The organism is Halomonas aestuarii (assembly GCF_001886615.1).
Classification (GTDB): Bacteria; Pseudomonadota; Gammaproteobacteria; order Pseudomonadales; family Halomonadaceae; genus Halomonas; species Halomonas aestuarii.
This window is the reverse complement of sequence record NZ_CP018139.1, coordinates 2,655,408-2,678,666: the sequence shown is the minus strand read 5'-3', so window position 1 is coordinate 2,678,666 and position 23,259 is coordinate 2,655,408. Positions and strand designations below refer to the sequence as shown.

Annotated in this window: 23 protein-coding genes; 2 read left to right on the top strand and 21 right to left on the bottom strand. The window is 66.8% G+C overall.

Annotated features, from left to right (window positions below; all coding sequences use genetic code 11):
* Positions 1-14: 14 nt before the first annotated feature.
* From BOX17_RS12460 to BOX17_RS12420, 9 genes are all read right to left on the bottom strand, one after another.
* Positions 15-893, bottom strand: a complete 879-nt coding sequence (locus BOX17_RS12460) for a DUF2971 domain-containing protein (protein WP_071945026.1) — start codon at positions 891-893, stop codon at positions 15-17.
* 79 nt (positions 894-972) lie between these two features.
* Positions 973-1,608, bottom strand: coding sequence for a class I SAM-dependent methyltransferase (locus BOX17_RS12455; protein ID WP_244272139.1), 636 nt, complete (start codon positions 1,606-1,608; stop codon positions 973-975).
* 61 nt (positions 1,609-1,669) lie between these two features.
* Positions 1,670-2,326: a hypothetical protein gene (locus tag BOX17_RS12450; protein WP_071945022.1), complete on the bottom strand. Its 657-nt coding sequence runs from the start codon at positions 2,324-2,326 to the stop codon at positions 1,670-1,672.
* Positions 2,327-2,894: 568 nt separating this feature from the next.
* Positions 2,895-3,668 (bottom strand): ADP-ribosylglycohydrolase family protein, encoded by a 774-nt coding sequence (locus BOX17_RS12445; RefSeq protein ID WP_071945020.1) that lies wholly within the window; start codon positions 3,666-3,668, stop codon positions 2,895-2,897.
* 64 nt (positions 3,669-3,732) lie between these two features.
* Entirely contained in the window at positions 3,733-4,536 is an 804-nt protein-coding gene (locus tag BOX17_RS12440) for a methyltransferase domain-containing protein (RefSeq protein ID WP_071945018.1), read from the bottom strand.
* A 257-nt stretch (positions 4,537-4,793) separates the two neighbouring features.
* Positions 4,794-5,639 (bottom strand): MOSC domain-containing protein, encoded by an 846-nt coding sequence (locus BOX17_RS12435; RefSeq protein ID WP_071945016.1) that lies wholly within the window; start codon positions 5,637-5,639, stop codon positions 4,794-4,796.
* A gap of 111 nt (positions 5,640-5,750) precedes the next feature.
* On the bottom strand, positions 5,751-5,960 hold the full coding sequence (locus tag BOX17_RS12430; protein WP_071945014.1) for a GDCCVxC domain-containing (seleno)protein: 210 nt from the start codon (positions 5,958-5,960) through the stop codon (positions 5,751-5,753).
* 109 nt (positions 5,961-6,069) lie between these two features.
* Positions 6,070-6,420, bottom strand: a complete 351-nt coding sequence (locus BOX17_RS12425; RefSeq protein WP_071945012.1) for a hypothetical protein — start codon at positions 6,418-6,420, stop codon at positions 6,070-6,072.
* A 203-nt stretch (positions 6,421-6,623) separates the two neighbouring features.
* Positions 6,624-7,439 carry a ZIP family metal transporter gene (locus tag BOX17_RS12420; protein ID WP_071945010.1) on the bottom strand — a complete coding sequence of 272 codons (816 nt, stop codon included), beginning with the start codon at positions 7,437-7,439 and terminating at the stop codon, positions 6,624-6,626.
* 355 nt (positions 7,440-7,794) lie between these two features.
* Here BOX17_RS12420 and BOX17_RS12415 point away from each other — a divergent pair, with 355 nt between their 5' ends.
* A complete protein-coding gene (locus tag BOX17_RS12415; protein WP_071945008.1) occupies positions 7,795-8,697 on the top strand; it encodes a DMT family transporter in 903 nt (300 codons plus the stop codon).
* 41 nt (positions 8,698-8,738) lie between these two features.
* Complete coding sequence (locus BOX17_RS12410; RefSeq protein ID WP_071945006.1) at positions 8,739-9,494, top strand: Mut7-C RNAse domain-containing protein; 756 nt, start codon at positions 8,739-8,741, stop codon at positions 9,492-9,494.
* Here the strand turns inward: BOX17_RS12410 and BOX17_RS12405 are convergent.
* The 12 genes from BOX17_RS12405 to BOX17_RS12350 form a co-directional block, all read right to left on the bottom strand.
* Positions 9,475-10,518, bottom strand: a complete 1,044-nt coding sequence (locus BOX17_RS12405) for a LacI family DNA-binding transcriptional regulator (RefSeq protein WP_071945004.1) — start codon at positions 10,516-10,518, stop codon at positions 9,475-9,477. The genes BOX17_RS12410 and BOX17_RS12405 overlap by 20 nt on opposite strands.
* Before the next feature lie 13 nt (positions 10,519-10,531).
* Positions 10,532-11,419, bottom strand: a complete 888-nt coding sequence (gene rbsB, locus BOX17_RS12400; protein WP_071945002.1) for a ribose ABC transporter substrate-binding protein RbsB — start codon at positions 11,417-11,419, stop codon at positions 10,532-10,534.
* A 50-nt stretch (positions 11,420-11,469) separates the two neighbouring features.
* Positions 11,470-12,435 (bottom strand): ribose ABC transporter permease, encoded by a 966-nt coding sequence (gene rbsC, locus BOX17_RS12395; protein ID WP_071945000.1) that lies wholly within the window; start codon positions 12,433-12,435, stop codon positions 11,470-11,472.
* A gap of 4 nt (positions 12,436-12,439) precedes the next feature.
* Complete coding sequence (locus tag BOX17_RS12390) at positions 12,440-13,963, bottom strand: sugar ABC transporter ATP-binding protein (RefSeq protein WP_244272138.1); 1,524 nt, start codon at positions 13,961-13,963, stop codon at positions 12,440-12,442.
* Between the two features lie 5 nt (positions 13,964-13,968).
* Positions 13,969-14,388, bottom strand: a complete 420-nt coding sequence (rbsD, locus tag BOX17_RS12385) for a D-ribose pyranase (RefSeq protein WP_071944998.1) — start codon at positions 14,386-14,388, stop codon at positions 13,969-13,971.
* A 191-nt stretch (positions 14,389-14,579) separates the two neighbouring features.
* Positions 14,580-15,149 carry a YceI family protein gene (locus BOX17_RS12380; RefSeq protein ID WP_071944996.1) on the bottom strand — a complete coding sequence of 190 codons (570 nt, stop codon included), beginning with the start codon at positions 15,147-15,149 and terminating at the stop codon, positions 14,580-14,582.
* 166 nt (positions 15,150-15,315) lie between these two features.
* Positions 15,316-16,089 carry an enoyl-CoA hydratase-related protein gene (locus BOX17_RS12375; protein WP_071944994.1) on the bottom strand — a complete coding sequence of 258 codons (774 nt, stop codon included), beginning with the start codon at positions 16,087-16,089 and terminating at the stop codon, positions 15,316-15,318.
* Between the two features lie 239 nt (positions 16,090-16,328).
* The gene (locus tag BOX17_RS12370) at positions 16,329-17,177 is read right to left on the bottom strand and encodes a 3-hydroxybutyryl-CoA dehydrogenase (RefSeq protein WP_071944992.1); all 849 of its coding nucleotides are present in this window, start codon (positions 17,175-17,177) and stop codon (positions 16,329-16,331) included.
* Between the two features lie 159 nt (positions 17,178-17,336).
* Entirely contained in the window at positions 17,337-18,968 is a 1,632-nt protein-coding gene (locus tag BOX17_RS12365; protein ID WP_071944990.1) for an acyl-CoA synthetase, read from the bottom strand.
* Positions 18,969-19,057: 89 nt separating this feature from the next.
* Positions 19,058-20,845, bottom strand: coding sequence for an acyl-CoA dehydrogenase (locus tag BOX17_RS12360; RefSeq protein ID WP_071944988.1), 1,788 nt, complete (start codon positions 20,843-20,845; stop codon positions 19,058-19,060).
* Between the two features lie 143 nt (positions 20,846-20,988).
* Positions 20,989-22,413 (bottom strand): MFS transporter, encoded by a 1,425-nt coding sequence (locus tag BOX17_RS12355; RefSeq protein ID WP_071944986.1) that lies wholly within the window; start codon positions 22,411-22,413, stop codon positions 20,989-20,991.
* Between the two features lie 207 nt (positions 22,414-22,620).
* Positions 22,621-23,259, bottom strand: a complete 639-nt coding sequence (locus BOX17_RS12350; protein ID WP_071944984.1) for a class I SAM-dependent methyltransferase — start codon at positions 23,257-23,259, stop codon at positions 22,621-22,623.

Below are 23,259 nucleotides of genomic sequence, written 5' to 3'. Positions count from 1 at the left end.
CCTTGTTAGCGGCATCACCAACTATTAAATGGCAAAGGAGACGTTTTTACCTCGACGTCTTCGAGTCCTAACGAATCCAATAGCATCCTGATTGACGATTCACAACGAGGCTGATTGGGATTGGGACCTACTATAACTTCACGCAGCGCGGACACTCCAGCGCCGGAGAGCACCCCGAGTTCTACGTACGGAGCCAGATAAGACGGACTTGCCCGAAACTGCACGGGCTCCCGTGGCTCCTTTGCTACAATGCGCCACTCTGACTCCTCATGAAATCCTTCATTCTTGAAGAGTGGCGCAAGCTCAGTGATCTCGGCGAAAAGCCAGTCGAGCGCGGCATCAGCCTTCGGCTTGTCTGGTCCTTCAGACGTACTAAGGCTATAGTCGATTTCTGCATTTACCTTACCTTTGGAGTCTAGCTTTTCATATTCGCTCCGGGACAGGGCAGGCTTAGGAAACCGCTCTAGGCATTGGGTCACGATCTTCTCAACGTGTTGAACCTGATGACCGTGCTCGTAGATGCACTGCTCCAACCGGTACCCTCTGGCTCTGCAGAACTCCTTAAGTTGGTCAAACTCGAACCCTAAACAAAGCCCTGCGCCAGCTGGGCAATAGCCTCGCCACTGACTGAGGAGATCCGCCTTTTGACTGAAAGATGCAATGTAGATATCGTCAGCGGAGACCGCCTCCAAACCATGGCGTACTGCCCACCCAAACGCCGCCAAGTAGTCGTCCTCCATATAAATGCCACCGGCCAAGTTTTTCGCAAAATCAAGACCGTGGAAGAACTCGCTCGAATCATTCAGATACGAGGCATGCGTCGCCCAGATACTACGGCTTCGCAGTATCCCAAGGATGCCGCTAAGGCTTGTGTAGTGATAGAGGGTATTCATCTTTTCCCCGCTAACGCCAGTGGTAATGGGCGACAACGAAGCGCAGCGTAGTATAGTGGGCGTCCCGTTGACCACCTTGTTAGAGTTTTTTACAGAAAAATGCACAGTACCGAGGGTTATCCCAAGGCTTTCCATATTTCAATTGAACTTCCCACTGTGGGTAGGTTTCGTGGAAACTGTCGATAGCGAAGCCTGCTTCCAAAATCCCGTTGATATATGTAGATAATGGTCTGTGGTGATATGGAACACCAGATACTTTGTTATTTGGATCTTTTGTAATTGAGAACGAAATCTCTTTGCTCATCGGAGTCATGTAATTGTAGTCACCGCCAAAGAGGTTTTTATATGAGTTATAGAAACAGGGGTGAGGAATCGAGAAAACAAAATGCCCACCTTTAGAGAGACAGACAAAAACTGACTCTAAGTATCCGAAAAGATCCTCAACTACATGTGCAACCAAATGTGAAAAAGCTACGTCATATGACCGACTAGAGGATAAGTCAAACGACGAGCAGTTCAAAAGTTCTACGTTTTCCCCAGCCAACACCTCACTAGCCACTTTATGCATTCCCGGCGACGGCTCTATCGCAGTCACCGAGAACGACTGATTCGACAATGCCTTGGACAAATGCCCGGTACCCGCTCCAATTTCGATGACTCGATTTGGTTTGAGGCCACAAACCCACTCCACAAAAAGCGGTTTGAAGACTTCCACGAAAGTTAGATCGATGTTGGATTCGATCTGTTTTCGCCTAAGTTCAGCAGCCTCACACCATCTACGAGGCATTAGAAAGTGCCTTAGATTTCCGAACGATGTCTTTTGCCATTGCAATAATTTGTGGGCCTGAGCTGTTATCAAAGATAGTAATTTCGTGATCGGGATGACCGCCACGGGCAATGGCCAGCTTTTCCGCTCCGCTTCGATGCCCATCGACGAGGGTAAAGCGAGCTTCCGGAGGTATCTCTTCGCCCGTTATATAGAAAACAACGCCAGCTTCGCTTAATGGTTCACGAATACCCAGGGACACTTCATTCGGAGTGATGATCTCCAATGAGGTTCCATTTCGTGCCATTTGTGTAATAGCGTCTTTTATGGGTTCTGACTTCCGAAGCCAAGCTACGCGATTGCTAACAATTGCCACAGAACTCCCTGAATCTATGAATCTCTTCATAAACTCTAGGGTTTCTACCTCTGTTTTGTTCACTTCTACTTCAGGCAAATATTTAATCCCTTTCTTGGCAATCAGAACCACAACCCCAACAACTTCAGCAATAACTATCCCAAGTAACCACTTGAGATAGGGAAGATCGGCTACTCCAGATCCATTTGCTCCCGAATACCAAAGGTAAATCAGTGCTCCCAAGCTAGCTAATGCCGTAAGCGCAAAAACAACCAGAAAAACATAAATTGTGTGCTTAATAACTGATTGCATCAGGCGAGACTCTTGTTAGCTCTAACAGGTATTAGAGCGTACAGTCTGATATCGGATGAACGCGCATGCAAGTTCAACAATGTTGTACTGCACGTCACCCTCCTCCTAACCCATTAAAATTCATAAATATTAAGAACATCTCGGCTACATAACACCAGTCACCGCGCATGCCGCATAACAAGGATGAACGAGCATGCTGCCTTTGCCGGAATGGCTGCTTTGGGTCGTAATCAGCCCTTCGCCTTATAGGCCGTGAACTGACGAGCCTGGGCCGCCACTCCAGATTCCGGGGCACGCTACCGCCAGGAAGGCGCACAAGGGGCTGCCATCCTGGCCGTTGCGGGATATCCGTCGCCATCCCTGCGAAAATCGAATCACTCTACGTTAGCAAAGATGGCTTCGGGTTGTATCAACGGCGACTAATAAAAAGATCGTAGAGCTCTGGTTCAAAAGATTGACCGACCTCAGCCGCTCGCAGGGCCTCGATGCAAAGCCGAAGCGGGCATGGGGAGGTGGCCTGCTTGAAGCAGGCCGTGCGAATCAACCGGCATCGGGGTCGGGTAAGGGCTCAGTCGAGGCGGTGGCGCGCTCGGAAGGCCTCGACGACCGCCCGCAGGTCGGGGTCGAGCCTCGCCAGGGTCTCCTCGGCGATCGGGGCCGGCACGCCGCCATGGAAGGCTTCCGCCATGCCGCCCGCCATGCAGGCCAGGGTGTCGGCATCCCCGCCCAGCGAGACGGCGTTGCGGATGGCCTCCTCGACGCCGTCCGCCTCCAGGAAGGCGATGATGGCCTGGGGCACCGAGCCCCGGCAGGTCACGTCGAAGCGGTAGCCGGGGCGGATGTCTTCCAGGCACGGCGAGAGGTCGTAATCGAAGAGCTCCTCGATCTCGGTGAGGATCTCGAGCCGCGAGGCGCCCTGACGAGCCAGGAAGATGACGGCGGCCACGGCCTGGGCACCGCGGATGCCCTCGGGGTGGTCATGGGTGACCTCGGCGCTGCGTCGGGCAAGCGTCAGCGCCTCGTCCAGGGAGGCGGCGGCGAACCCCACGGGGCTGACCCGCATGGCCGAGCCGTTGGCGAGGCTGTGGTAGGGGCGACGGTCGTCGCTCATCGCCCACTGGCGGAAATGCCCGCCGAAGCCGGCCTCCGGGTAGCGGTGGTAGTAGTCGTGGAAGGCCTCGGCGAAGTCGCCGCCCTCGAGCAGCACCTCCGCCACCGCCACGCTCAGCACGGTGTCGTCGGTGAAGGTGCTCTCGGGCGTGAACAGGGGAAAGTCGCGGGTCTTGGTGCCCGCCCCCTCGTGGACCGAGCCGATGATGTCGCCGGCGATGGCTCCCAGCATGTGTCACCTCCGTCGTGCGGTTCCTCGAGTCTCCAGCGGGGACGCGTCGTGCAGACGCCGGCCCTCAGCCGCGGCGGCCGATCAGCAGGTGAACCGATACCTCGAACACCGCGCGGCCGCGCGGGTCGATGACATCGGCCAGTTCCTCCTGGGCCCGGGCGAGCACTTCCTGGATGGTGGCCTCATCGAGGCTCACCCCCATGAACGGCAGCCAGACGCGCAGGTCCGCCTCGAGCAGGTCGCCGATGCCAGGGAAGTCGGCCGTCCCCGTCAGGGTAGTCACCTCGACCGCTTCCATGCCCGCCTCGCGGGCCATGCGCGCCAACGCTTCCGCGTCGCCGAGGACGAAGGGGGCCCGCAGCGCCTCGGCCGCGGCCTCCCCTGCGATCCGCTCCAGCAAGGCCACTTCGCGAGCGAAGGTGGCGTTGCGGTCCAGGCCGTCGAACACGGCCACCGCCAGTCGCCCCGACGGCACCAACACGCGATGCATCTCGCGCAGCGCCGCCGGCTTGTCCGGGAAGAACATGAGGCCGAACTGGCTCAGCACCGCATCGAACGCCTCTGCCTCGAAGGGCAGCCGCTGCGCGTCGCCCTGGCGCCAGACGACCCCCGGCGCGAGCTCGCGCGCCACCTCGAGCATGCCCGCCATCGCGTCCAGGCCGACCACCAGGCCGGAGGGCGCGACCCGGGTCAACGCCTCGCGGGCGAGCACCCCCGTGCCGCAGGCCACGTCGAGGACACGGTCCCCGCTCGCGACCCGCGCCTTGTCGAGCAGCCGCGAGGGCCACTGCCGGAACAGCGAGGACACGAAGAGCGCCTCGTAGGCACGAGCCGCCTCGATCTCCTGAGTCATCTGATCGTCGTTCATCACGCACCTCCTCTGCCGTCGACCATCCTCTGGTGCCCCCTGCGGCACGACGACGACAGGAGCGACGGCGCATGAGGGAAGAGGATCACCCGGGAGCACGGTAAGGAACGGGCCGGGGCCGGTACGAGTGTGAGGGGGCACGTCGGGCGGCGTCGGGCAGCGCCCCGCTCCCCCGCCCTTTTCCGAAGTATAGTCCGACCCCGATCCAGGAAACGTGCCGCGGCCCGGCGGGTCAGCGCAGGGTAAACGCCGGCGGGTCAGCGCGGGGTAGACGCCGCCGGCTCGCCGACGGCGATCGTCCTGCCCGCGCCCGCCAGAAGGATGGCGTTCTGGCCGAAGTAGCCGCCGGGGGCCAGGCGGGTGTTCATCTGCACCAGGGTGCCCAGCGGCTCGCCGGGCACGGCGATCTGGCCGGTCGCCTGGTCGACGGTGGTGATCTTGCAGCGCTGGCAGGGCTTGCGCAGGCCCAGCCGGACCGCGCCCTCCTGGAGGACCAGCTCGCCCCAGCCGTTCTCGGCGAAGGGCTCGGCGGCGTCCACCACGATGCTGGGCCGGAAGCGCGTCATGGGCACCGGGGCGAGCCCCTTGGCCTGAAGCACCCGGTTGACCTCGGCGAGCGAGGCCTCGGAGACCACCAGGAAGGGGTAGCCATCGGCGAAGGCCGTGTGGGCCTGCTCGCCGGGCGCCAGGAACTGGGTCTCGACGCCGCGACGCTGGTCGGGGGCGAAGCGCACCAGCCGCAGCCCGCTGCCCTTGAAGTCTCCCAGCACGGCGCCGAGCCACTCGGCCGCCTCGGCGCCCTCGTCCAGGGCCTGGCACTGGTCGTCCCAGACGTGGACCGGCAGCCGGGGCTGGTCCTCGCGGCCGAGCGGGACATGCAGCGGCGAGGCCTCGGGGTGCTCCAGCACCAGTGACTCGTCGCTGAGGCGCACGGCGATCCGCGCCATGCGGGGTAGCTGGCGCTGGGTGACGAAACGGCCGATGTCGTCGACCACCATCCACTGGCGGTCGTGGGCCAGGCCACGCTCGGTCACCTCGGCGCGGTCGAGGGAAATGCCGCGCAGCGACTTCACGGGGTAGATGGCAAGCTGGGTGATCTTCACGGGGCACTCCTCGCGCGGGTGGATTCCCGCATCATGCCGCCTCGCCGCCACCGGGGACAGTGCCGGCGGGTGCACGCGTCAACGCGACGTTCCGCTCAGGACCTGGCCACCTCAGCAGCAGCCCGACCCCTGCTGGATCGGCGGACAGGGGACGTCGCCGTAGGAGCAGAAGACGCAGCAGTCGCCCGGCTGGGGCTTCAGCAGGCGGTGGCACTGCTCGCACTCGTAGAAATACTGGCAGGCATCGGTGGGCATCGTCTCGGTCTTGCGATGGCCGCATGCCGGGCAGGTCAGGGTCGATTCCTTCACGATCTCCGTCATCGCCATGTTCCTCGCAGGGGTTGGAGGCGGGAGCCCACAGGATAGCGGCACACGGGCCTGCATCCACCATGCCGCGTTGGTCGGATCGTCTTGCGCTTGGCGGGGGGCCTTACAGTCGCTCGGTGTCGATCACGTAGCCGATGATCGGGTAGCCCGCTTCCCTGGCGGCCTTCTCGGCCTCGAGCTGGGCCTCGACCTTCGAGATGCTGGAGGAAACGTGCTCGAACACGGAATCCATCTCCAGCGGCTTGGTGCGAACCGCCAGCCTGACCCGAAGGCCGGCCTTCGGCGCGCCGGCGGCCTTGCTGCGCTCCGCCCTGGGGGCCGGTGCGGCGGAGGGGGCGGCGGCCCTCGGAGAACTGCGCTTGGGGCTGCGCGTCGCGCCACCCTTGTCGGGGCCCATGAAGTCCTCGATCTCGCGGCGCATCACCTGTTCGAATTCACTCAGCTCTGTTTCCATCGTCTCTCCGTAAGCCTCACGCGTGAGGCAAGTTTACCAGCAAGGGGTACAACATCCATCGACCCGGTCCGCATTGAACCGGGCAGTAGTCAGATGACTAAGAATACTTGTAGATATAAGGGAGTTGGCTAAAGCCTTGCCGGCTGGATTCCACTCTCTTTAAGACTACCCGCTGGCTGAAGGGTTCGTCACCGCAATACACATTATCCCAAGGACACATCCAGTATCATCATGACCGAGAAACCGGCCATGGTAGCCATGGTTACCAGATCGATATTCTCATATCTGCCCTGGGATTCCGGGATGAGTTCTTCCACCACGACGAAGATCATGGCGCCGGCGGCAAAACACAGTGCATAGGGCAGGATACCCTGCATCTTCAATACAAACAGGGCTCCGATAACCCCAGCGATCGGCTCGACGATGCCGGACGCCTGCCCCATGAAGAAACTTTTCCGCTTGCTCATGCCTTCTCTTCTCAAGGGCATGGCCACCGCCGTGCCTTCGGGGAAGTTCTGAATCCCGATACCGATGGCCAACGCCATGGCCCCCCCGATCGTGGCGGAGGGAAGATCCGCCGCCACCGCTCCGAAGGCAACACCTACGGCGAGACCCTCAGGAATATTGTGCAGGGTAATGGCCAGTACCAGCAGGGTGCTGCGTTGCCATCTCGTCTTTACCCCTTCACGTTTATCCATGCTGAGCCCGGGATGAAGGTGTGGCAGGAACCTGTCCGTCACCCGCATGAAGATCCCGCCTCCCATGAAGCCTATGACGGCGGTCAGCCAGGGGATTTGCCCCAACCGTTCAGCCATTTGAATACCGGGGGCGAGAAGCGACCAGAAACTGGCGGCAATCATCACACCCGCGGCAAAGCCAAGCATTGAATCCATGAACCTTTGATTCACGGTACTCGTGAAAAACACCAGCGCCGCGCCTGCCGCAGTGACACCCCAGGTGAAGAGTGTGGCGATCAACGCCTGGGTGACAGGATCAAATTGTTGAATAAGGTCGATCACTCTTCCCGCTCCGGTCGCCGAGAGGGGGTGTACCGGCTCATCGGGCCGCGCGGTGTCATCGCGCGAGCACCGCCTGGTGCGCACCCGGCATCGACCCGGCGAGGGGATGTTCCGAAAATCGGTTCCATGAGGCGGGCCATGTTACGCCCCGGCCAGGGTCCTGAACACGGGGTGCGATGACGCAGGTGTCACGCCTGCCCCACGGTGTACCGAGGAACTCCTGGCGCGGGTCCCTCGCCCGGGCGGTCGATGAGCGGCCTCGGCCAGGGCCACTTCCTCTTTGCCTGCAATCACCGTAACCTTCTGTTTTCATGATCTTGTTTGCGCCCATTGCCCTTCACTTCAAGGATATCGAATGTCAGCGGCCGACACCCTGCGCCTGATCCTGCTCTCCACCCTGTGGGGGATGTCGTTCATCTTCATGCGGGTGGCAGTGCCCGAGTTCGGGCCCGTGCCGCTGATCCTGCTGCGCATGGGCGTCGGGGCCCTGCTGCTGGTGCCGCTGCTGCTCAGCGTGCGCTACCTCCGCCTGGTGCGGGAGCACGCGGGCCGGCTGCTGCTGCTGGGACTGATCAACCATGTGCTGCCCTTCTCGCTGCTGGCGCTGGCCACCACCCGCCTGGAGGCGGGCTTCACCTCCCTGATCAACGCCTCCACGCCGATCTTCACGGCGCTGCTCGGGGCGCTGTTCTTCGCCACCCCGGTGCAGCGCCGGCAGTACCTGGGACTGGCCATGGCGCTGTTCGGGGTCTACGTGCTCTCGGCCGACCGGCTGGACTTCGCGCTGGGCGGCGACGGCTGGTTCATCCTCGCCGTGCTGGGGGCGACCTTCTGCTACGGCGTGGCCGGCAACTACACCAGGAGGCACCTCTCGCACCTGCCAGTGCGGGTGCTGGCCGCGGGCAGCACTGCCGCCTCGGCGCTGATCCTGCTGGTGCCGGGCCTGGTGCTGTGGCCCGAGGCGCCGATCAGCGGCCTGGCCTGGGGCAACGGCCTGGCGCTGGCGGTGCTCAGCACCGCGCTGGCCTTCCTGCTCTACTTCGGCCTGATCGCCAGCGCCGGCGCCACGGCGACCTCCACCGTCACCTTCCTGGTGCCGGTCAGCGCCCTGCTGTGGGGCCACCTGCTGCTCGACGAGCGGCTCAGCCTGCAGATCCTGGCCGGCATGGCGATCACCCTGGCGGGCACCGCCATCGCCACCCGCATGATCCGGCTGAGCCGCCGGCAGGTGGCCCGGACGTGTAGCTCAGACGTGTAGCCTAGAATGAGCAGGGACAGGCCCCGCGGTCAGGAGACGCCATGGCCGCCGCCGAGATCCGTTTCCATGACCGGTTGAACGACCTCCTGCCGCCGCCCCGGCGCGGCAGGGCGCTCGCCCATGAGGTGTCGCGACGGGCCGCCATCAAGGACGTGATCGAGTCGCTGGGCGTGCCCCACACCGAAGTCGACGCCATCCTGGTCGATGGCCTCTCGGTGGGCTTCGAGCACATCCTGGCCGGCGGCGAGCGAGTCGACGTCTACCCCTGGCCCATCGCCCCCCGGGAGGCGCGTCACCTGCGCCCTGTTCCCCCGGCGTGCCCGCGCTTCGTGCTGGATGCCCACCTGGGCCGGCTGGCCCGCTACCTGCGCCTGCTCGGCTTCGACTGCCGCTACCGCAACGACATCGGCGATGCCGAGCTGGCCGCCATCGCCGAGCAGGAGGATCGCGTGGTGCTGACCCGCGACCGCCCCCTGCTGAAGCGAAAGCGCATCCAACTCGCCCACCTCGTGCGACACGAGGATCCCTGGCGGCAGGTCGAGGAGGTCTGCGACGAGTTCGACCTCTACCCGGCCTTTGCCCCCTTCACCCGCTGTACGCGCTGCAACGGCCGGCTGGCGAGGGTCGAGAAGGCGGCTGTGGCCCACCGCCTCGAGCCGCTGACGCGGCGCTACGTGGAGGCGTTCCTCGAGTGCCAGGACTGCGGCCAGCTGTTCTGGCACGGCAGCCATGTCTCGCGGATGGACGCGCTGGTGGAGCGCCTGCGGCGGCGGGGCCTCAGTCGGCAGCGCCCCTGACGGACGCGCGCACCGGATCTCTCACCGACTCTCGCACCGACTCTCGCACCACCAGGCGGGGGGCAAGCTCCAGGAGCCGCTGCAGGGGCCGGCGATGCTCCAGGCGCTCGATGAGCTGGGCGCTCGCCATGGCGCCGATCTCGTAGATGGGCTGCTGCACGGTGGTCAGGGCCGGGCTGAGATAGCGGCCCAGCTCGATATCGTCGTAGCCCACCACGGAGAGGTCATCGGGCAGCGTGAGGCCCTGTTCGCGGGCCGCGCGCATGGCGCCGATGGCGACCAGGTCGTTGAAGGCGAAAATCGCCTGCGGGGTGGGACGCCGCTCGAGCAGCTGCCGCATGGCGTCGTAGCCGCCGTCGGCGAGCAGGTTGGTGGCGACGATGCGCGACGCGGGCGGCCGGAGGCCGGCGGCCTCGAGCGCGGCCAGGGCGCCGGCCAGGCGCTCCGCCGACCGGGGGTGGGACACCGGCCCGGTCAGCAGGGCGATGTCCTCGAGCCCGCGTTCCAGCAGGTGGTCGATGGCCAGGCGGGCGCCCAGGCACGAATCGTCGTTGACCACGGCGATGTCGTCGCCGCCGGGCGGGGCGGCATCCATCAGCACGGTCGGCAGGGGCTGGCGGGCCAGCGCCTGAAGGAAGTCGGGACCGCTGTGGGCGGTCATCACGATCAGGCCGTCGACGCGCTTGTCGCGCAGGGCCTGCAGGTAGGTCAGCTGCCGGGTGTCCGTATCGCCGGTGTTGCACAGCATCAGGCTGTAGCCCTGGGCGAAGCAGTTGTCCTCGACACCGCGGATGACCTCGGCGAAGAAGGGGTTGTTGGCGGCCGTCACGATCATCCCGATCGTGCGGCTGCGGTTCGACTTCAGGGCCCGGGCGATGCTGTCGGGGCGGTAGCCCAGCTCGGCGATGGCGCGCCGCACCCGATCCTCGGTATCGGGGGCAACGCGCCGCGTGCCGTTGACCACGTGCGACACGGTGGTGACCGAGACGCCCGATTGCCTGGCGACGTCCTTGAGGCGAATCATGGCCCTGTGGGGATTACTCCTGAGTCACCAGCTGGAGGGGAACCGGGACGTTCTCGTCCACGCTCTCGCCCTTGATCACGCGGTCGGCGGTGATCACGCCGAGCTCGCCGATGCGCGCCGGCTGCTGGGCGATGGTGGCGGCCATCTTGCCGTCGTTGACGGCCTGGATGCCGTCATCGGTGCCGTCGAAGCCGACCAGGACGACATCCTCCAGGCCGCTCGCCTGCAGCGCGCGCTGGGCGCCGAGGGCCATCTCGTCGTTCTGGGCGAACACCGCGTCGATGCCCTGGTGGGCCTGCAGCAGGTTCTCCATGACGTTGAGGCCCTCGCTGCGGTTGAAGTTGGCCGGCTGGGTGGCCACCAGCTCGATGCCGTCGGCGGCCTCGATGGCGGTCATGAAGCCTTCCCCGCGGTTGCGCGTGGCCGAGGCCCCGGGCACGCCCTCGAGCTGCACGACCTGGCCCTCGCCGCCGAGCCGCTCGATGATGAACTCGCCGGCCAGCTGGCCGCCCGCGACGTTGTCGGAGGCGATGTGGGAGACCACGCTGCCGCCGTTGGCGCTGCGATCCAGGGTGATGACCGGCACGTCCTGGGCGTTGGCGGTGCGAACGCTCGAGGCGACGGCATCGGAGTCGGTGGGGTTGATCAGCAGCACGTCGATGTCACGCGCCAAGGCATCCTCGACGTTGGAGAGCTCGCGCGCGGCGTCGTTGCCCGAATCGAGGACGATCAGCTCGTGGCCGAGCTCCTCCGCCTGGGACTGGGCCCCTTCCTGGAGGGTCACGAAGAAGGGGTTGTTGAGCGTCGAGATGACCAGGGCGATACGGTCGGCCATGGCGCTCTGGGCCGTTCCGAGGCCCACTCCGGCAGCCACGGCGGTGGCCAGGATCAGCTTTTTCATGTGGCAAGGCTCCTGAGGTCTTGTTGTGGATGTCCGGGCTCGGGGCGAGCTCAGGACGAGGACTGCGAGCGGCTGTCGATCAGCACCGCCAGCAGGATGACCGCCCCCTTGGCGATCATCTGGAAATAGGACGAGACGCCGAGGATGTTCAGGGCATTGTTGAGCACGCCGATGACCAGCGCCCCCACCAGGGTCCCGAAGATGCGGCCTCGCCCGCCCATCAGGCTGGTGCCGCCGATGACCACGGCGGCGATGGCGTCCAGCTCGTAGGTCATGCCGGCATTGGGCTGGGCCGAGCCGAGGCGGGCCGTCAGCACCACGCCGGCCAGGGCGGCGCAGGCCCCGGCGATGGCGTAGACGCTGACCTTGATGCGGTTGACGTTGATGCCCGACAGCCGGGCGACCTGCTCATTGCCCCCGACGGCATAGACGTGACGGCCGAAGCGGGTGTGGTGCAGCACGCTCCAGCACAGCACGAACACGAAGAACATCAGGTAGATGGGAATGGGGATCCCCATCCAGTAGCCGCCGCCGAGCTGCCAGAAGGTGTCGGCGACGTCCCCGCCGCCGATCGAGATCGGCCGGCCATCGGTGTAGACCAGGGCGGCGCCCCTGACGACGGTCATGGCGACCAGGGTGACCACGAACGCCTGGATCCGGCCGAAGGCCACGAACATCCCCGACACCATGCCCAGCGCCGCCCCGGCGACGAGGGCACCGGGCACGCTGAGCCAGGGCGCCAGCCCCGAGGCGGTCATCGAGGCGGCGAAGGCTCCGGTCAGGGCCAGCACGGCGCCCACCGACAGGTCGATGCCGGCGGTCAGGATCACGAAGGTCACGCCCATGGCGATGATGGCGTTGATGCTGGTCTGCCGAAGGACGTTGAGCAGGTTGTCCGGGGTCAGGAAGTTGTCGCTCATGGCGGCACTGACCGCGACCAGGAGCACGAGGGCCAGGAAGGCCTTGTTGTCGATCAGCAGTCGCATCGCCGATCGGTTCATGGTGGTAGCAGGCATGGTGTCAGGTCTCCATCGGCGTGGCGACGTGGGCCGCCGCGGTCATGATCTTTTCCTGGGTAGCGTCGTCACGCTGGAACTCGCCGCTGACGTGCCCGTTGGCCAGCACGAGGATGCGGTCGGACAGGCCGATCAGCTCCGGCATCTCGGAGGAGATCAGCAGGACGCACTTGCCCTCGCGCTTGAGCCGGTTGATCAGCAGGTAGATCTCGCGCTTGGCGCCGACATCGACGCCGCGGGTGGGCTCGTCGAGGATGACGATCTCCGGCTCGGGCATCAGCGCCTTGGCCAGCGAGACCTTCTGCTGGTTGCCGCCGGAGAGGGTCTGGGCGGGCTGGTCGGGGTCGCTCAGCTTGATGCGGAAGGCGTCGATATAGTGGGCGATGGCCGACCGCTCGCGGGCATGGCGGATGATGCCGAGCGGGCCGCAGAAGGCCGGCAGCGCGGTGAGGGACATGTTGTCGGCCACCGAGTGGTCGAGTACCAGGCCCGACTGCTTGCGGTCCTCGGGGACATAGACCAGGCCGGCCTTCAGGCTCTGCTGGGGCGAGGTGAACTGCACCTCCCGGCCGTGGACCCTCACCCGGCCGGCCTGACGGGGCACGTCGCCGCACAGGGCCCGGCACATCTCGGTGCGCCCGGCGCCCATCAGGCCGCCGAAGCCCAGCACCTCGCCGGCTCGTGCCGAGAAGGAGATGTCCTGGACCCCCGGCGCCACGAGGTTCTCGACCTCGAGCACCACCTCGCCCGCCCGGGGGGCCTCGTAGGGGTAGCGGTCGGCCAGCTCCCGCCCCACCATCTGCTGGATCAGCCGGTCCTCGTTGGACTCGGCCGTGGGGCCCTGGTGCACCAGGCGGCCGTCGCGCAGCACGGCCACGTCGTCGCACATGCGAAAGATCTCGGCTAGCCGGTGGGTGATCAGCACCAGCGACTTGCCGGCGGCCCGCAGGCTGCTCACCACCCGCTCGAGCACGGCGGTCTCGACGTCCGTCAGCGCGTCCGTGGGCTCGTCCATGACGATGATCTCGGCATCCAGGGAGAGCGCCCGGGCGATCTCCACCATCTGCTGCTGGCCGATGCTCAGCCGCGAGACCGGCGTGCGCGGATCGATAGGCTGCTCCAGCTCCTCGAGCAGCGCGGCCGCCTCGCGGAACAGGCGGCGCCAGTCGATGCGCCCCAGGGCGGTCAGGGGCTCGCGCCCCAGGAAGATGTTCTCGCCCGCCGACAGGGTCGGCACCAGGTTGAGCTCCTGGTGGATGATGGCGATGCCCGCGTCCATGGCCTGGCGCGGGGTGGCGAAGCGAACCTCGCGGCCGTGCAGGCGGATCACCCCAGCGTCGGCCTGGTGGACGCCGCTCAGCACCTTCATCAGAGTCGACTTGCCGGCCCCGTTCTCGCCGGCCAGCGCCAGCACGTGGCCGGCATGGAGATCCAGGTCGACGTCCTCCAGCACGGTGACCGTGCCGAACGACTTGCCGATCCCCTGCAGCGCCATGCGCGGCTGCGCGGCCTCGATCGGCTGCTTCACGGGGCTCAAAACGGCACCCCGCTGCGCAACACGACGTTGGCGAAGGGCGTGCACTCGCCGGTGCGGACCACGGCCCGCGCCGAGGGGATCAGGCGCTTGAACTCCTCATGGGCGACCAGGGTGCGCTCCAGCGTGACACCGTCCCGCGCCTCCAGGGCAGCGAGGCGCGCCTCGATCTGCCCGTGCAGCTCGGGGCTCGCCTCGAGGATCTCGCTGGCCAGGGTCGCCCCCTCCACGCAGAGCTCGTCGGACAGGGCGTCGAACACCTCGAGGAAGCCGGGCAGGCCGGGACGCAGCGCCAGGTCGACGCGGGGCACGCCCGGCGGGATCGGCAGCCCGGCATCGGCGATCACGAGGGTGTCGGTGTGGCCAAGTTCGGCGATGAGCTTGGCGAGGGGGGCATTGAGCAGGCCTTGGCGTTTCATGGCACATCCAGGCGAGTTATCGCGATAATGAGCTTCAGCGTAGGACGCAAACGTTTGCGGACGCGATTATCCATAAGTCTATCCCGAGCGCAAGACGGCCGTGGCGCATGGGCCACGGCCGTCCTGTTCCTGTCGTCGACGCGAGGGTCAGAAAGGAGAAAAACTCGGTGGCGATGCCTGTCGACGCGAGCTCACTGCGTGAACACGAGGCTGAAGGTCACCGGCACCGCCGAGCTGATGGAAGAGAGCCCGGCCACCTCGCGCAGGGCCTCGACGCCCTCGCCCAGGCCGAAATCCCCGGCCGAGACGATCACGGGGGACACCGAGTGGATCAACAGGGTCGACTCGTCGAGGCGCACCACCTGCATGTCGGCCGGCAGCTCGAGAGTCTCGCCGTGAAGCGTCAGGCTCAGGGTGGTGGTGTCGCGGCGAAGCTCGCCCACCGCCAGGTCCGACAGGGCCTCCTCGCCCAGCGGAACGGTCACCACCGCCTCGCCGAAGGCCTCGGTCTCGAACAGCATCTTCTGCATGCGCTCGTTGCGGATATCGATGCCGGTATCGACGCTCGAGAGGTCGATGACCACTCGGCTCTCCTGCGCATCGATAGCGCCGGACACCTTGCCGAAGGTGTTGATCTCACCGACGGCGTTGTTCTTGGTGGATACGTAGTTGACGGAGGACTGATCTTCGCTCAGTTGCCAGGCGGCCTGGGCCCAGAGCGGCGTGGCAAGTAGAAGGGCGGACAGCAACAAGGATCTCATGGCGATTGACTCCCGGGCGTGGTTTAACTGCGGTCCCGAACCATCACCATAGCCCGTCACCCACCAAGCTGCCCGCGAGGTCCGAGGGTCCAGGTGAGGACCCTCGGTGAGACGCAGACCCTGCGGCCACCGCATGACCGCCGCAGGGGAACGGCGGCCGGGGCGTTCAGAAGTTCGGCTTGCGCTTCTCGACGAAGGCGCTCATGCCCTCGGTCTGCTCCTCGCCGGCGAAGCACAGCGCGAACAGGCTGGTCTCCAGCGCCAGGGCGCTGTCCAGGTCCTGGTCCATGCCGTCGTGCACCGCCTGCTTGGCGCCACGCACCGCCTCGGGGCCGTTGCCGCGGAGCTGCTTGGTGAGCTCCTCGACGTAGGCCTCGAGATCGGCCTGGGGCATCACGCGGTTGACCAGGCCGATGCGCAGGGCCTCATGGGCATCGATCTTGCGCCCGGTGGTCACCAGGTCGATGGCCATGGCCGGACCGACGCGTCGCGGCAGGCGCTGGGTGCCGCCGAAGCCGGGAATCACGCCGAGCAGCACCTCGGGCTGGCCGAAGATGGCGTTGTCGCTCGCCACCGCCCAGTCGCAGGCCAGGGCCAGCTCGCAGCCGCCGCCGAGGCAGAAGCCGTTGACCAGGGCGACCACCGGGACCGGCAGGGTCTCGAGGCGCTTGATGGTCTTCAGCGCCTGGCCGGCGAAGGCGCGGGCCTGCTCCGGAGTCTTGTCGCGCATCTCGGCGATGTCGGCGCCGGCGACGAAGGACTTCTCGCCGGCCCCGGTGATCAGCACGGCGCGCAGGTCGTCGCGCTGCTCCAGGTCGGAAAGCACGCCGTCCAGCTCGGTCAGCACGGCGCTGTTCAGGGCATTCAGCGCCTTGGGGCGGCTGATGGTCAGGCGCACGACGCCGGCAGTGTCGGCGACCTCGATCAGTGTATCGCTCATGGGGTAACTCCTGGCGTTGTTATTCAATAAAGACCGCCCAACCCTAGCGAACGCTTGGTTGGGCGGCAATCCCCTCTTTTGTCGGGGCTGGTCACCCGTGACGAAAGGGGCGCCGGGGACAGTTCGAAGAGGAGCTCCGAGGACCAGGGATGGCCGAGGTAGCGTACAGGGAAGTATCCATAGCGCCTCCTCGACGGCCTGGCGTTCCGGAGCCTGTCACCGGGAAAGCCCCGCGCCCGTCATTCGTAGACGTGGAACCCGCGCCCACTCTTCCTTCCCAGGTAGCCGGCGGCGACCATGCGCTTGAGCAGCGGGCAGGGCCGGTACTTGGGATCGCCGAAGCCCTCCTGCAGCACCTCCATGATCGCCAGGCAGACGTCCAGGCCGATCAGGTCGGCGAGCGCCAGCGGCCCCAGGGGATGGGCGGCCCCCAGCTTCATGGCCTGGTCGATGGCCTCGGGGGTGGCCGCGCCCTCCTGCACCAGGAAGGCCGCCTCGTTGATCATCGGCACCAACAGGCGATTCACCGCGAAGCCCGGGGAGTCGCCCACCGGCACGGCGGTCTTGCCGAGCGACTCGGCCAGGGCCTCGATGCGCGCCACGGTGGCGTCACTGGTCTGCTCGGCGCGGATCACCTCGACGAGCTTCAACACCGGCACCGGGTTGAAGAAGTGCATGCCCACCACCCGCTCGGGGCGCTCGCAGACGGCGGCCAGACGCGTCAGCGACAGCGAGGAGGTGTTGGAGGCGAGTATCGCCTCGTGGGTCAGGCGACTCAGGTCCCCGAACAGCTTCTCCTTGAGCGCCGGCTGCTCGGGGGCGGCCTCGATGATCACCTCGCAGTCGCGAAGCGCGTCCAGCGCGGTGGTGGTGTCCAGGCGCGAAAGGGCCGCCTCGCGGTCGCCCTCGCCCATCTTGTCCTTGGCCACCAGCTTGGCGAGCCCCTTGTCGATGGCTGCCCTGGCACGGCCCAGCTGATCGTCCGACACGTCATAGAGCTTGACGTCGAAACCGCTGGTCACCAGCACCTGGGCGATGCCCTGGCCCATGGTGCCGGCGCCGACCACGCCGATCGGTTGTTGGCTCATTTACACTCTCCTGGTCTCTTCTTATGGGTGATGCACTGGTGGACCAGGCCTTTGGGGTCAACCCCGGCCAGGCCACCAGGACTATCACCGTGCATTTCTCTGGCAGGGTTGCCCGCCGCCGGGGTCTGACCCCAAAGGGTCTCCCCGGCGTCGAAGGACTTACTGCTTGCGCGCCTCGTCACGCAGAACGAATTTCTGGATCTTGCCGGTGGAGGTCTTGGGCAGCTCGGTGAAGATCACCGTCTTGGGCACCTTGAAGCGGGCCAGGTGCTCGCGGCAATGCTCGATGATCTCCTGCTCGGAGACCTCCCCGTAGCCCACCTTCAGCTTGACGAAGGCGCAGGGCGTCTCGCCCCACTTCTCGTCTGGCTTGGCCACCACCGCGGCCTCCTCCACCGCCGGATGCGAATAGATGGCGTCCTCCACCTCGATGGTGGAGATGTTCTCGCCGCCGGAGATGATGATGTCCTTGGAGCGGTCCTTGATCTCCAGGTAGCCGTCGGGATGCCAGACCGCCAGGTCGCCGGTATGGTACCAGCCGCCTTCCAGGGCCTGCTCGGTGGCCGCCTCGTTCTTGAGGTAGCCCTTCATGACGTTGTTGCCGCGCATCAGGATCTCGCCGATGGTCTGGCCGTCCTTGGGCACCGGCTCCATGGTGGTCGGGTCGGCCACGCAGAGCGCCTCGAGCATGTGGTAGCGCACGCCCTGGCGGGCCTTGATCCTGGCCCGCTGCTCCAGGGGCAGCTCGTCCCAGGCCTCGCGCCAGGCGCACACGGTCACCGGGCCGTAGACCTCGGTCAGGCCGTAGACATGGGTCACCTCGATGCCGAGCTGCTCGACCCCGGCGATCACCGACGCGGGCGGCGCGGCGCCGGCGGTGGTGACCTTCACCGGATGGTCGAAGTCGCGCTTCTGCTCGTCGGGCAGGTTGACCAGGCCGTTGAGCACGATGGGCGCGCCGCTGAAGTGGGTCACCCCCTCCTCGGCGATCAGGTCCGTGATCCGCTTCGGATCGACCCGGCGCAGGCAGACGCTGACGCCGGCCCGGGCGGCGATGGTCCAGGGGAAGCACCAGCCGTTGCAGTGGAACATCGGCAGGGTCCACAGGTAGACGGGATGGTGGGGCATGGCCCACTCGAGGATGTTGCTCACCGCATTCAGGTAGGCGCCGCGGTGGTGGTAGACCACGCCCTTGGGCTTGCCGGTGGTCCCGGAGGTGTAGTTCAGCGAGATCGCCTGCCACTCGTCCTCCGGTAGCGTGTAGGGGTACGCCGGGTCCCCCTCGGCCAGCAGGGCCTCGTACTCCAGCTCGCCGATGCGTCGCGCCTCCCCCTCGAAGAGGACATCGTCCACGTCGATCAGCAGCGGCTTGTGGTCGAGCTTCTCCACCGCAGCCTCGATCACCTCCGCGAACTCGGGGTCGACCAGCACCGCCTTCGCCTCGCCGTGCTCGAGCATGTAGGCGATGGCCTCGGCGTCCAGGCGGATGTTCAGGGTGTTGAGCACGCAGCCCGCCAGCGGCACGCCGAAGTGGGCCTCGAACATGGCCGGCACGTTGGGCAGCATGGCCGCCACGGTCTGGCCGGGCTGGATGCCGCGGCCCGCCAGCGCCGAGGCGAGGCGCCGGCAGCGCTGCCAGGTCTCGGACCAGGTGCGGCGGATCTCGCCGTGCACCACCGCCGGGTAGTCCGGGTAGACGGAGGCGCTGCGCTCGATGAAGGTCAGCGGCGAGAGGGCCACATGGTTGGCCGGCGTCTGGGGCAGGCCCTGCTCGAAGATGCTCTGGGTCATGATGGGCTCCACGGATGTCCTGGAAGGGAATCGCCGGCGCTAGGGCCGGCGACGGGCAAGCTCACTGGTCACTGCTCACCGGTCACTGCTCACGAAGAGCGGGGCTCGAAGCCGGCGAGGCTGGCCATGCCGGCCTCGATCACCGCCCGCTGGGCCCGCCCCACGGGCAGCCACTGGCGGATGGCGAAATCGGCGCTCTGCACCTTGGCAGCATAGAAGGGGTCGCCGCTGCCGGCCTGCCGGGCGGCGGTGGCCGCCAGCGCCGCGCGCCCCATCTGCCAGGCGCAGAGCACGTGGCCGGCCAGGGTCAGGAAGGGCGTGGCGTAGGCCTGGACGGCATCGGCGCCGCGCTCCGGGTCGCTGCCCTGCTCCAGCACGCTGGCCAGGGCCGCGGTGAGGTCGGCGGCGCCGGCGGCGAGCCCCTCCCCGAGGGCCGCCAATTCCGGGGTCGCGCGCAGCGCCCGCGCGGTGCTCTCCACCTCGTCGATCAGGCCCGCCAGGGCCGCCCCGCCGTCGCGCTGCAGCTTGCGACCGGCCAGGTCCAGGGCCTGGATGCCGTTGGTGCCCTCGTAGATGGGGGCGATGCGGGCGTCACGCAGCAGCTGGGCAGCGCCGGTCTCCTCGATGAAGCCCATGCCGCCGTGCACCTGCACGCCGAGCGAGGCGATCTCCACGGCCTGGTCGGTGGAGAAGGCCTTGACCACCGGGATCAGCACGTCGACCTTGGCCTGGGCGGCCCGGCGGTCGCCCTCGTCCTCGGCGTGGCGGGCCACGTCGAGCTGGGCGGCGCAGTAGAGGGCCAGCGCGCGCAGGGCATCGGTGCGGGCGCGCATGGAGAGCAGCATGCGCCGCACGTCCAGGTGGTCGCTGATGGTGCACTCGCTGCCGCCCCGCCGGCCCTGCACCCGGTCCAGGGCATAGGCGAAGGCCTGCTGGCAGGCCCGCTCGGCCACGCCGATGCCCTGCACGCCCACCTTGTGGCGTGCCTCGTTCATCATGGTGAACATGTGGTTGAGGCCACGTCCCTCCTCGCCCACCAGGTAGCCGATGGCGCCCTCGTTCTCGCCGAAGCTCAGGGTGCAGGTGGGCGAGCCGTGGATGCCCAGCTTGTGCTCGATGGAGGCGCAGGTGACGTAGTTGCGCTCGCCCAGCGAGCCGTCGGCATCAATCACCAGGTACTTCGGCACCAGGAACAGCGAGATCCCCTTGTTGCCCTCGGGGGCACCGGGCTTGCGCGCCAGCACCAGGTGGAGGATGTTCTCGGCGGCCTCGTGCTCGCCCCAGGTGATGTAGATCTTCTGGCCGAAGAGCCGATAGCTGCCGTCCTCCTGGGGCACGGCGCGGGTGCGCACCTTGGAGAGGTCGGAGCCGGCCTGGGGCTCGGTGAGGTTCATGGTGCCGGTCCAGGTCCCCTCGACCAGCTTCGGCAGGTAGGTGGCCTTCTGCTCGTCGCTGCCGTGGTGGGCCAGCGCCTCGATCGCCCCGGCCGTGAGCATCGGGCATAGCCCGAGGGCCATGTTGGCGCCGTGGAGCATCTCCTGCACCGCGCTCGCCACCACCTCGGGCAGGCCCTGGCCGCCCAGCGCCTCGGAGACGCCGATGCCGTTCCAGCCGCCCTCGGCGTAGGCGCGATAGGCCTCGATGAAGCCATCGGGCACGCTCACCGAGCCGTCCTGGCCGCGCGTGCAGCCCTGGCGGTCACCGCTGGCGTTGAGGGGGGCCCAGACGTCCCCCGCGAGTTTCGCCGCCTCCTCCAGCACCGCCTCGACCAGTTCGGGGCTGGCCTCCTCGAATCCGGGCAGGGCCAGGGAGCCGTGCTCCAGCAGTTCCTCCAGCACGAAGCGGAAGTCGCGGACGGGGGCGGCGTAGGGGGTCATGGGTCACCTCGGGGAAAAATAATAGCGCCGATAGTAGATTCCCTACTTTTCGTTAACCATTATCCCAAGGTCGATCCCGGAAACCCCCGAGCCCGCGACGGGGTCGCGGGCTCGGGGTGGACGGGCCGATGATCGAGAGGCCGTCAGGGCCGCGCGGCATCCGTCAGGGCCGCCTCGTCGGCCGGCGGCGCCTCCTCCGTCGCCGCTTCCTCGTCCGGCGCCTCGTCGTAGTAGGCGATATGCGGCTGGTCTTGCGGCGGCGGGCCGACCAGCGGCTCGGCCACCTCCACCTCGGGGAAGGCGCCGGAGAGGTCCTCCACGTGCTCGTGCTCCAGGGCCCCCTGCACCCACTCCTCGGTCACGGCGAGCTCGGCGCCCGCCGAGGACATCGGCGTGGAGGCCGAGAAGGGCGCCACCGGTATCGGCGCCGGACGCACGCTGCGCCGCCAGCCGAAGAAGGCCACCAGGAAGACGCCGACGGCGCCGAAGGCCCAGAACAGGCCGGCATCGCCCAGCAGGCCCATCACCGGGGAGATCAGCGGCGGACTGATGGCCGAGCCGATGGCATTGATCAGCAGCAGACCCTGGCTCATGCGCACCAGGGCGCCGGCCGGCGCCCGGTCGGCGGCATGGCCCACCGCCACCGGGTAGAGCGAGAAGACGCCGCCGCCGAGGAGGAACAGCAGGCCGGCCAGGACCCCCTGGTGGAGCGGCAGCCACAGGACGGCCGCCGAGATCAGGGTGCAGAAGGCCCCGATCAGGATCAGCACCAGCTGGCGGTCGTGGCGATCCGACCAGCGGCCCACGGGGTACTGCAGCAGCATGGCGCCGAGCACCACCACCGCCATCATCTGGCCGATCCGATCCACCGGCAGGCCGGTGCGCTGCAGGTAGAGCGGCAGCAGGGAGTAGACCGCCGCCACCATCAGCCCCGAGCCGAAGCTGCCCATCACCCCGGTGGGGGTCAGGGTGACCAGGCGCAGCGGCGAGAGCGGCTCGGCCTTCTCGATCAGCGGCGAGACCCGCGGGATCATCGCCATGGGCAGCACCGAGAGCGAGGCCAGCAGGCCGATCACCATGAAGGAGGACTGCCCGCCCATGGCCTCGGTGACGCCCAGCAGCAGCTGGCCGAGCACCCCGGCGGCATAGAGCGAGATCATGTAGAGGGCCAGCAGGCGACCGCGCACCCGGGCATCGCCGGAGGCCAGCAGCCAGCTCTCTATCACGAGATAGACCCCCACCGTGGCCCAGCCGCCGATGAGGCGCAGGGTGAACCAGGCCCAGGGCTCGGCCACCAGGCCCTGCAGCAGCACGGTGACCGCCACCAGCGAGGCGAAACTGCCGTAGGCGCGGATATGGCCGATGCGCAGCAGCAGCCGGTCGTTGAGCATGGCGCCCATCGCCAGACCGATGAAGTAGGCGGAGGAGACCCAGCCGATCACCACCGGCGACTCGCCGGCGGCATCCAGGCGCAGGGTGATCACGGTGGCCAGGAAACCGTTGCCGATCCCCAGGATGAAGAGCCCCAGCAGGGGCGCGAGGGCCATGGCCAGAAGTTGCCGCGACATGAAGGGCCTCACAGCAGCAGGTGGAACGGGAAGGGTGGCAGAAGGTGCCGGAGAACGCCTGCGCGGTGGGCCGTAGAGCGATTCCTGGCGGGAATGATACCCCCGGCGAGACGGGAGTCAATCGATTTCCCGACCCCTCCTGGCCACGGCGGGACGCCCGCTCGGCAGGCCCGGAATCCCCGCGGGAGGGCCCCGCAGGGAGGCCGTCTAGCGCCGCTGCAGCAGGGCCACGTCGGCCGCGGGAAACTCGACTCGCATGTCCAGGTGCCGGGCCAGCCATTCGAAGCTTGCCTCGCTGAAGAAGCAGACGTGGGTGGGGTCGAGGATGTAGTGCCAGCCGGCGAAGGCCTCGGCGGAGGTCACCCGCTTGGTCATCAGCCCGAGCCAGCCGCCCGGCTCGAGGCGGGCGGCCAGTCGGGCGAGCTCCCGGCCCGGGGCGAAGAGGTGCTCCACCACCTCGGAGGCCGTGATGAAGGCATAGCGGTCCTCGAGCACGGAGGCGTCCGGCGCATAGCAGGGGTCGTAGATGGCCATCGGGTGGCCCGCCTCCTCGAACATCACCGAGAGGGTCGGCCCCGGGCCCGACCCGAAGTCGAGGCCGCGCGCACCCGGGGCGAGGCGGCGGCGCAGCGGATCATAGAGCCGCGACAGGAAGCGTCGGTAGCCGGGGTCGTCGGGGGAGTTCTCGTGCTGGTCGTAGACCGCGCGCTCCGCCGCGGGGTCGAGGCGCTGCGCCGGCGGCACGAAGACCAGCGCACAGACCCGGCACCGGAGGTAGTCGCGCCGGGCGTCGCGGTGGAAGGGCGCGGTGTCGGTCGACGTGCATAGCGGACAGGACAGCATCAT

Excerpts from the sequence above, each read along its gene's own strand:
- BOX17_RS12430 (WP_071945014.1), bottom strand. The coding sequence starts at position 5,960 with ATGACGGAGATCGTGAAGGAATCGACCCTGACCTGCCCGGCATGCGGC.
- BOX17_RS12460 (WP_071945026.1), bottom strand. The coding sequence starts at position 893 with ATGAATACCCTCTATCACTACACAAGCCTTAGCGGCATCCTTGGGATA.
- BOX17_RS12355 (WP_071944986.1), bottom strand. The coding sequence starts at position 22,413 with ATGTCGCGGCAACTTCTGGCCATGGCCCTCGCGCCCCTGCTGGGGCTC.
- BOX17_RS12440 (WP_071945018.1), bottom strand. The coding sequence starts at position 4,536 with ATGAACGACGATCAGATGACTCAGGAGATCGAGGCGGCTCGTGCCTAC.
- BOX17_RS12370 (WP_071944992.1), bottom strand. The coding sequence starts at position 17,177 with ATGAGCCAACAACCGATCGGCGTGGTCGGCGCCGGCACCATGGGCCAG.
- BOX17_RS12350 (WP_071944984.1), bottom strand. The coding sequence starts at position 23,259 with ATGATGCTGTCCTGTCCGCTATGCACGTCGACCGACACCGCGCCCTTC.
- BOX17_RS12450 (WP_071945022.1), bottom strand. The coding sequence starts at position 2,326 with ATGCAATCAGTTATTAAGCACACAATTTATGTTTTTCTGGTTGTTTTT.
- BOX17_RS12425 (WP_071945012.1), bottom strand. The coding sequence starts at position 6,420 with ATGGAAACAGAGCTGAGTGAATTCGAACAGGTGATGCGCCGCGAGATC.
- BOX17_RS12410 (WP_071945006.1), top strand. The coding sequence starts at position 8,739 with ATGGCCGCCGCCGAGATCCGTTTCCATGACCGGTTGAACGACCTCCTG.
- BOX17_RS12365 (WP_071944990.1), bottom strand. The coding sequence starts at position 18,968 with ATGACCCAGAGCATCTTCGAGCAGGGCCTGCCCCAGACGCCGGCCAAC.
- BOX17_RS12360 (WP_071944988.1), bottom strand. The coding sequence starts at position 20,845 with ATGACCCCCTACGCCGCCCCCGTCCGCGACTTCCGCTTCGTGCTGGAG.
- BOX17_RS12415 (WP_071945008.1), top strand. The coding sequence starts at position 7,795 with ATGTCAGCGGCCGACACCCTGCGCCTGATCCTGCTCTCCACCCTGTGG.
- BOX17_RS12405 (WP_071945004.1), bottom strand. The coding sequence starts at position 10,518 with ATGATTCGCCTCAAGGACGTCGCCAGGCAATCGGGCGTCTCGGTCACC.
- rbsD (WP_071944998.1), bottom strand. The coding sequence starts at position 14,388 with ATGAAACGCCAAGGCCTGCTCAATGCCCCCCTCGCCAAGCTCATCGCC.
- BOX17_RS12445 (WP_071945020.1), bottom strand. The coding sequence starts at position 3,668 with ATGCTGGGAGCCATCGCCGGCGACATCATCGGCTCGGTCCACGAGGGG.
- BOX17_RS12375 (WP_071944994.1), bottom strand. The coding sequence starts at position 16,089 with ATGAGCGATACACTGATCGAGGTCGCCGACACTGCCGGCGTCGTGCGC.
- rbsC (WP_071945000.1), bottom strand. The coding sequence starts at position 12,435 with ATGCCTGCTACCACCATGAACCGATCGGCGATGCGACTGCTGATCGAC.
- BOX17_RS12380 (WP_071944996.1), bottom strand. The coding sequence starts at position 15,149 with ATGAGATCCTTGTTGCTGTCCGCCCTTCTACTTGCCACGCCGCTCTGG.
- rbsB (WP_071945002.1), bottom strand. The coding sequence starts at position 11,419 with ATGAAAAAGCTGATCCTGGCCACCGCCGTGGCTGCCGGAGTGGGCCTC.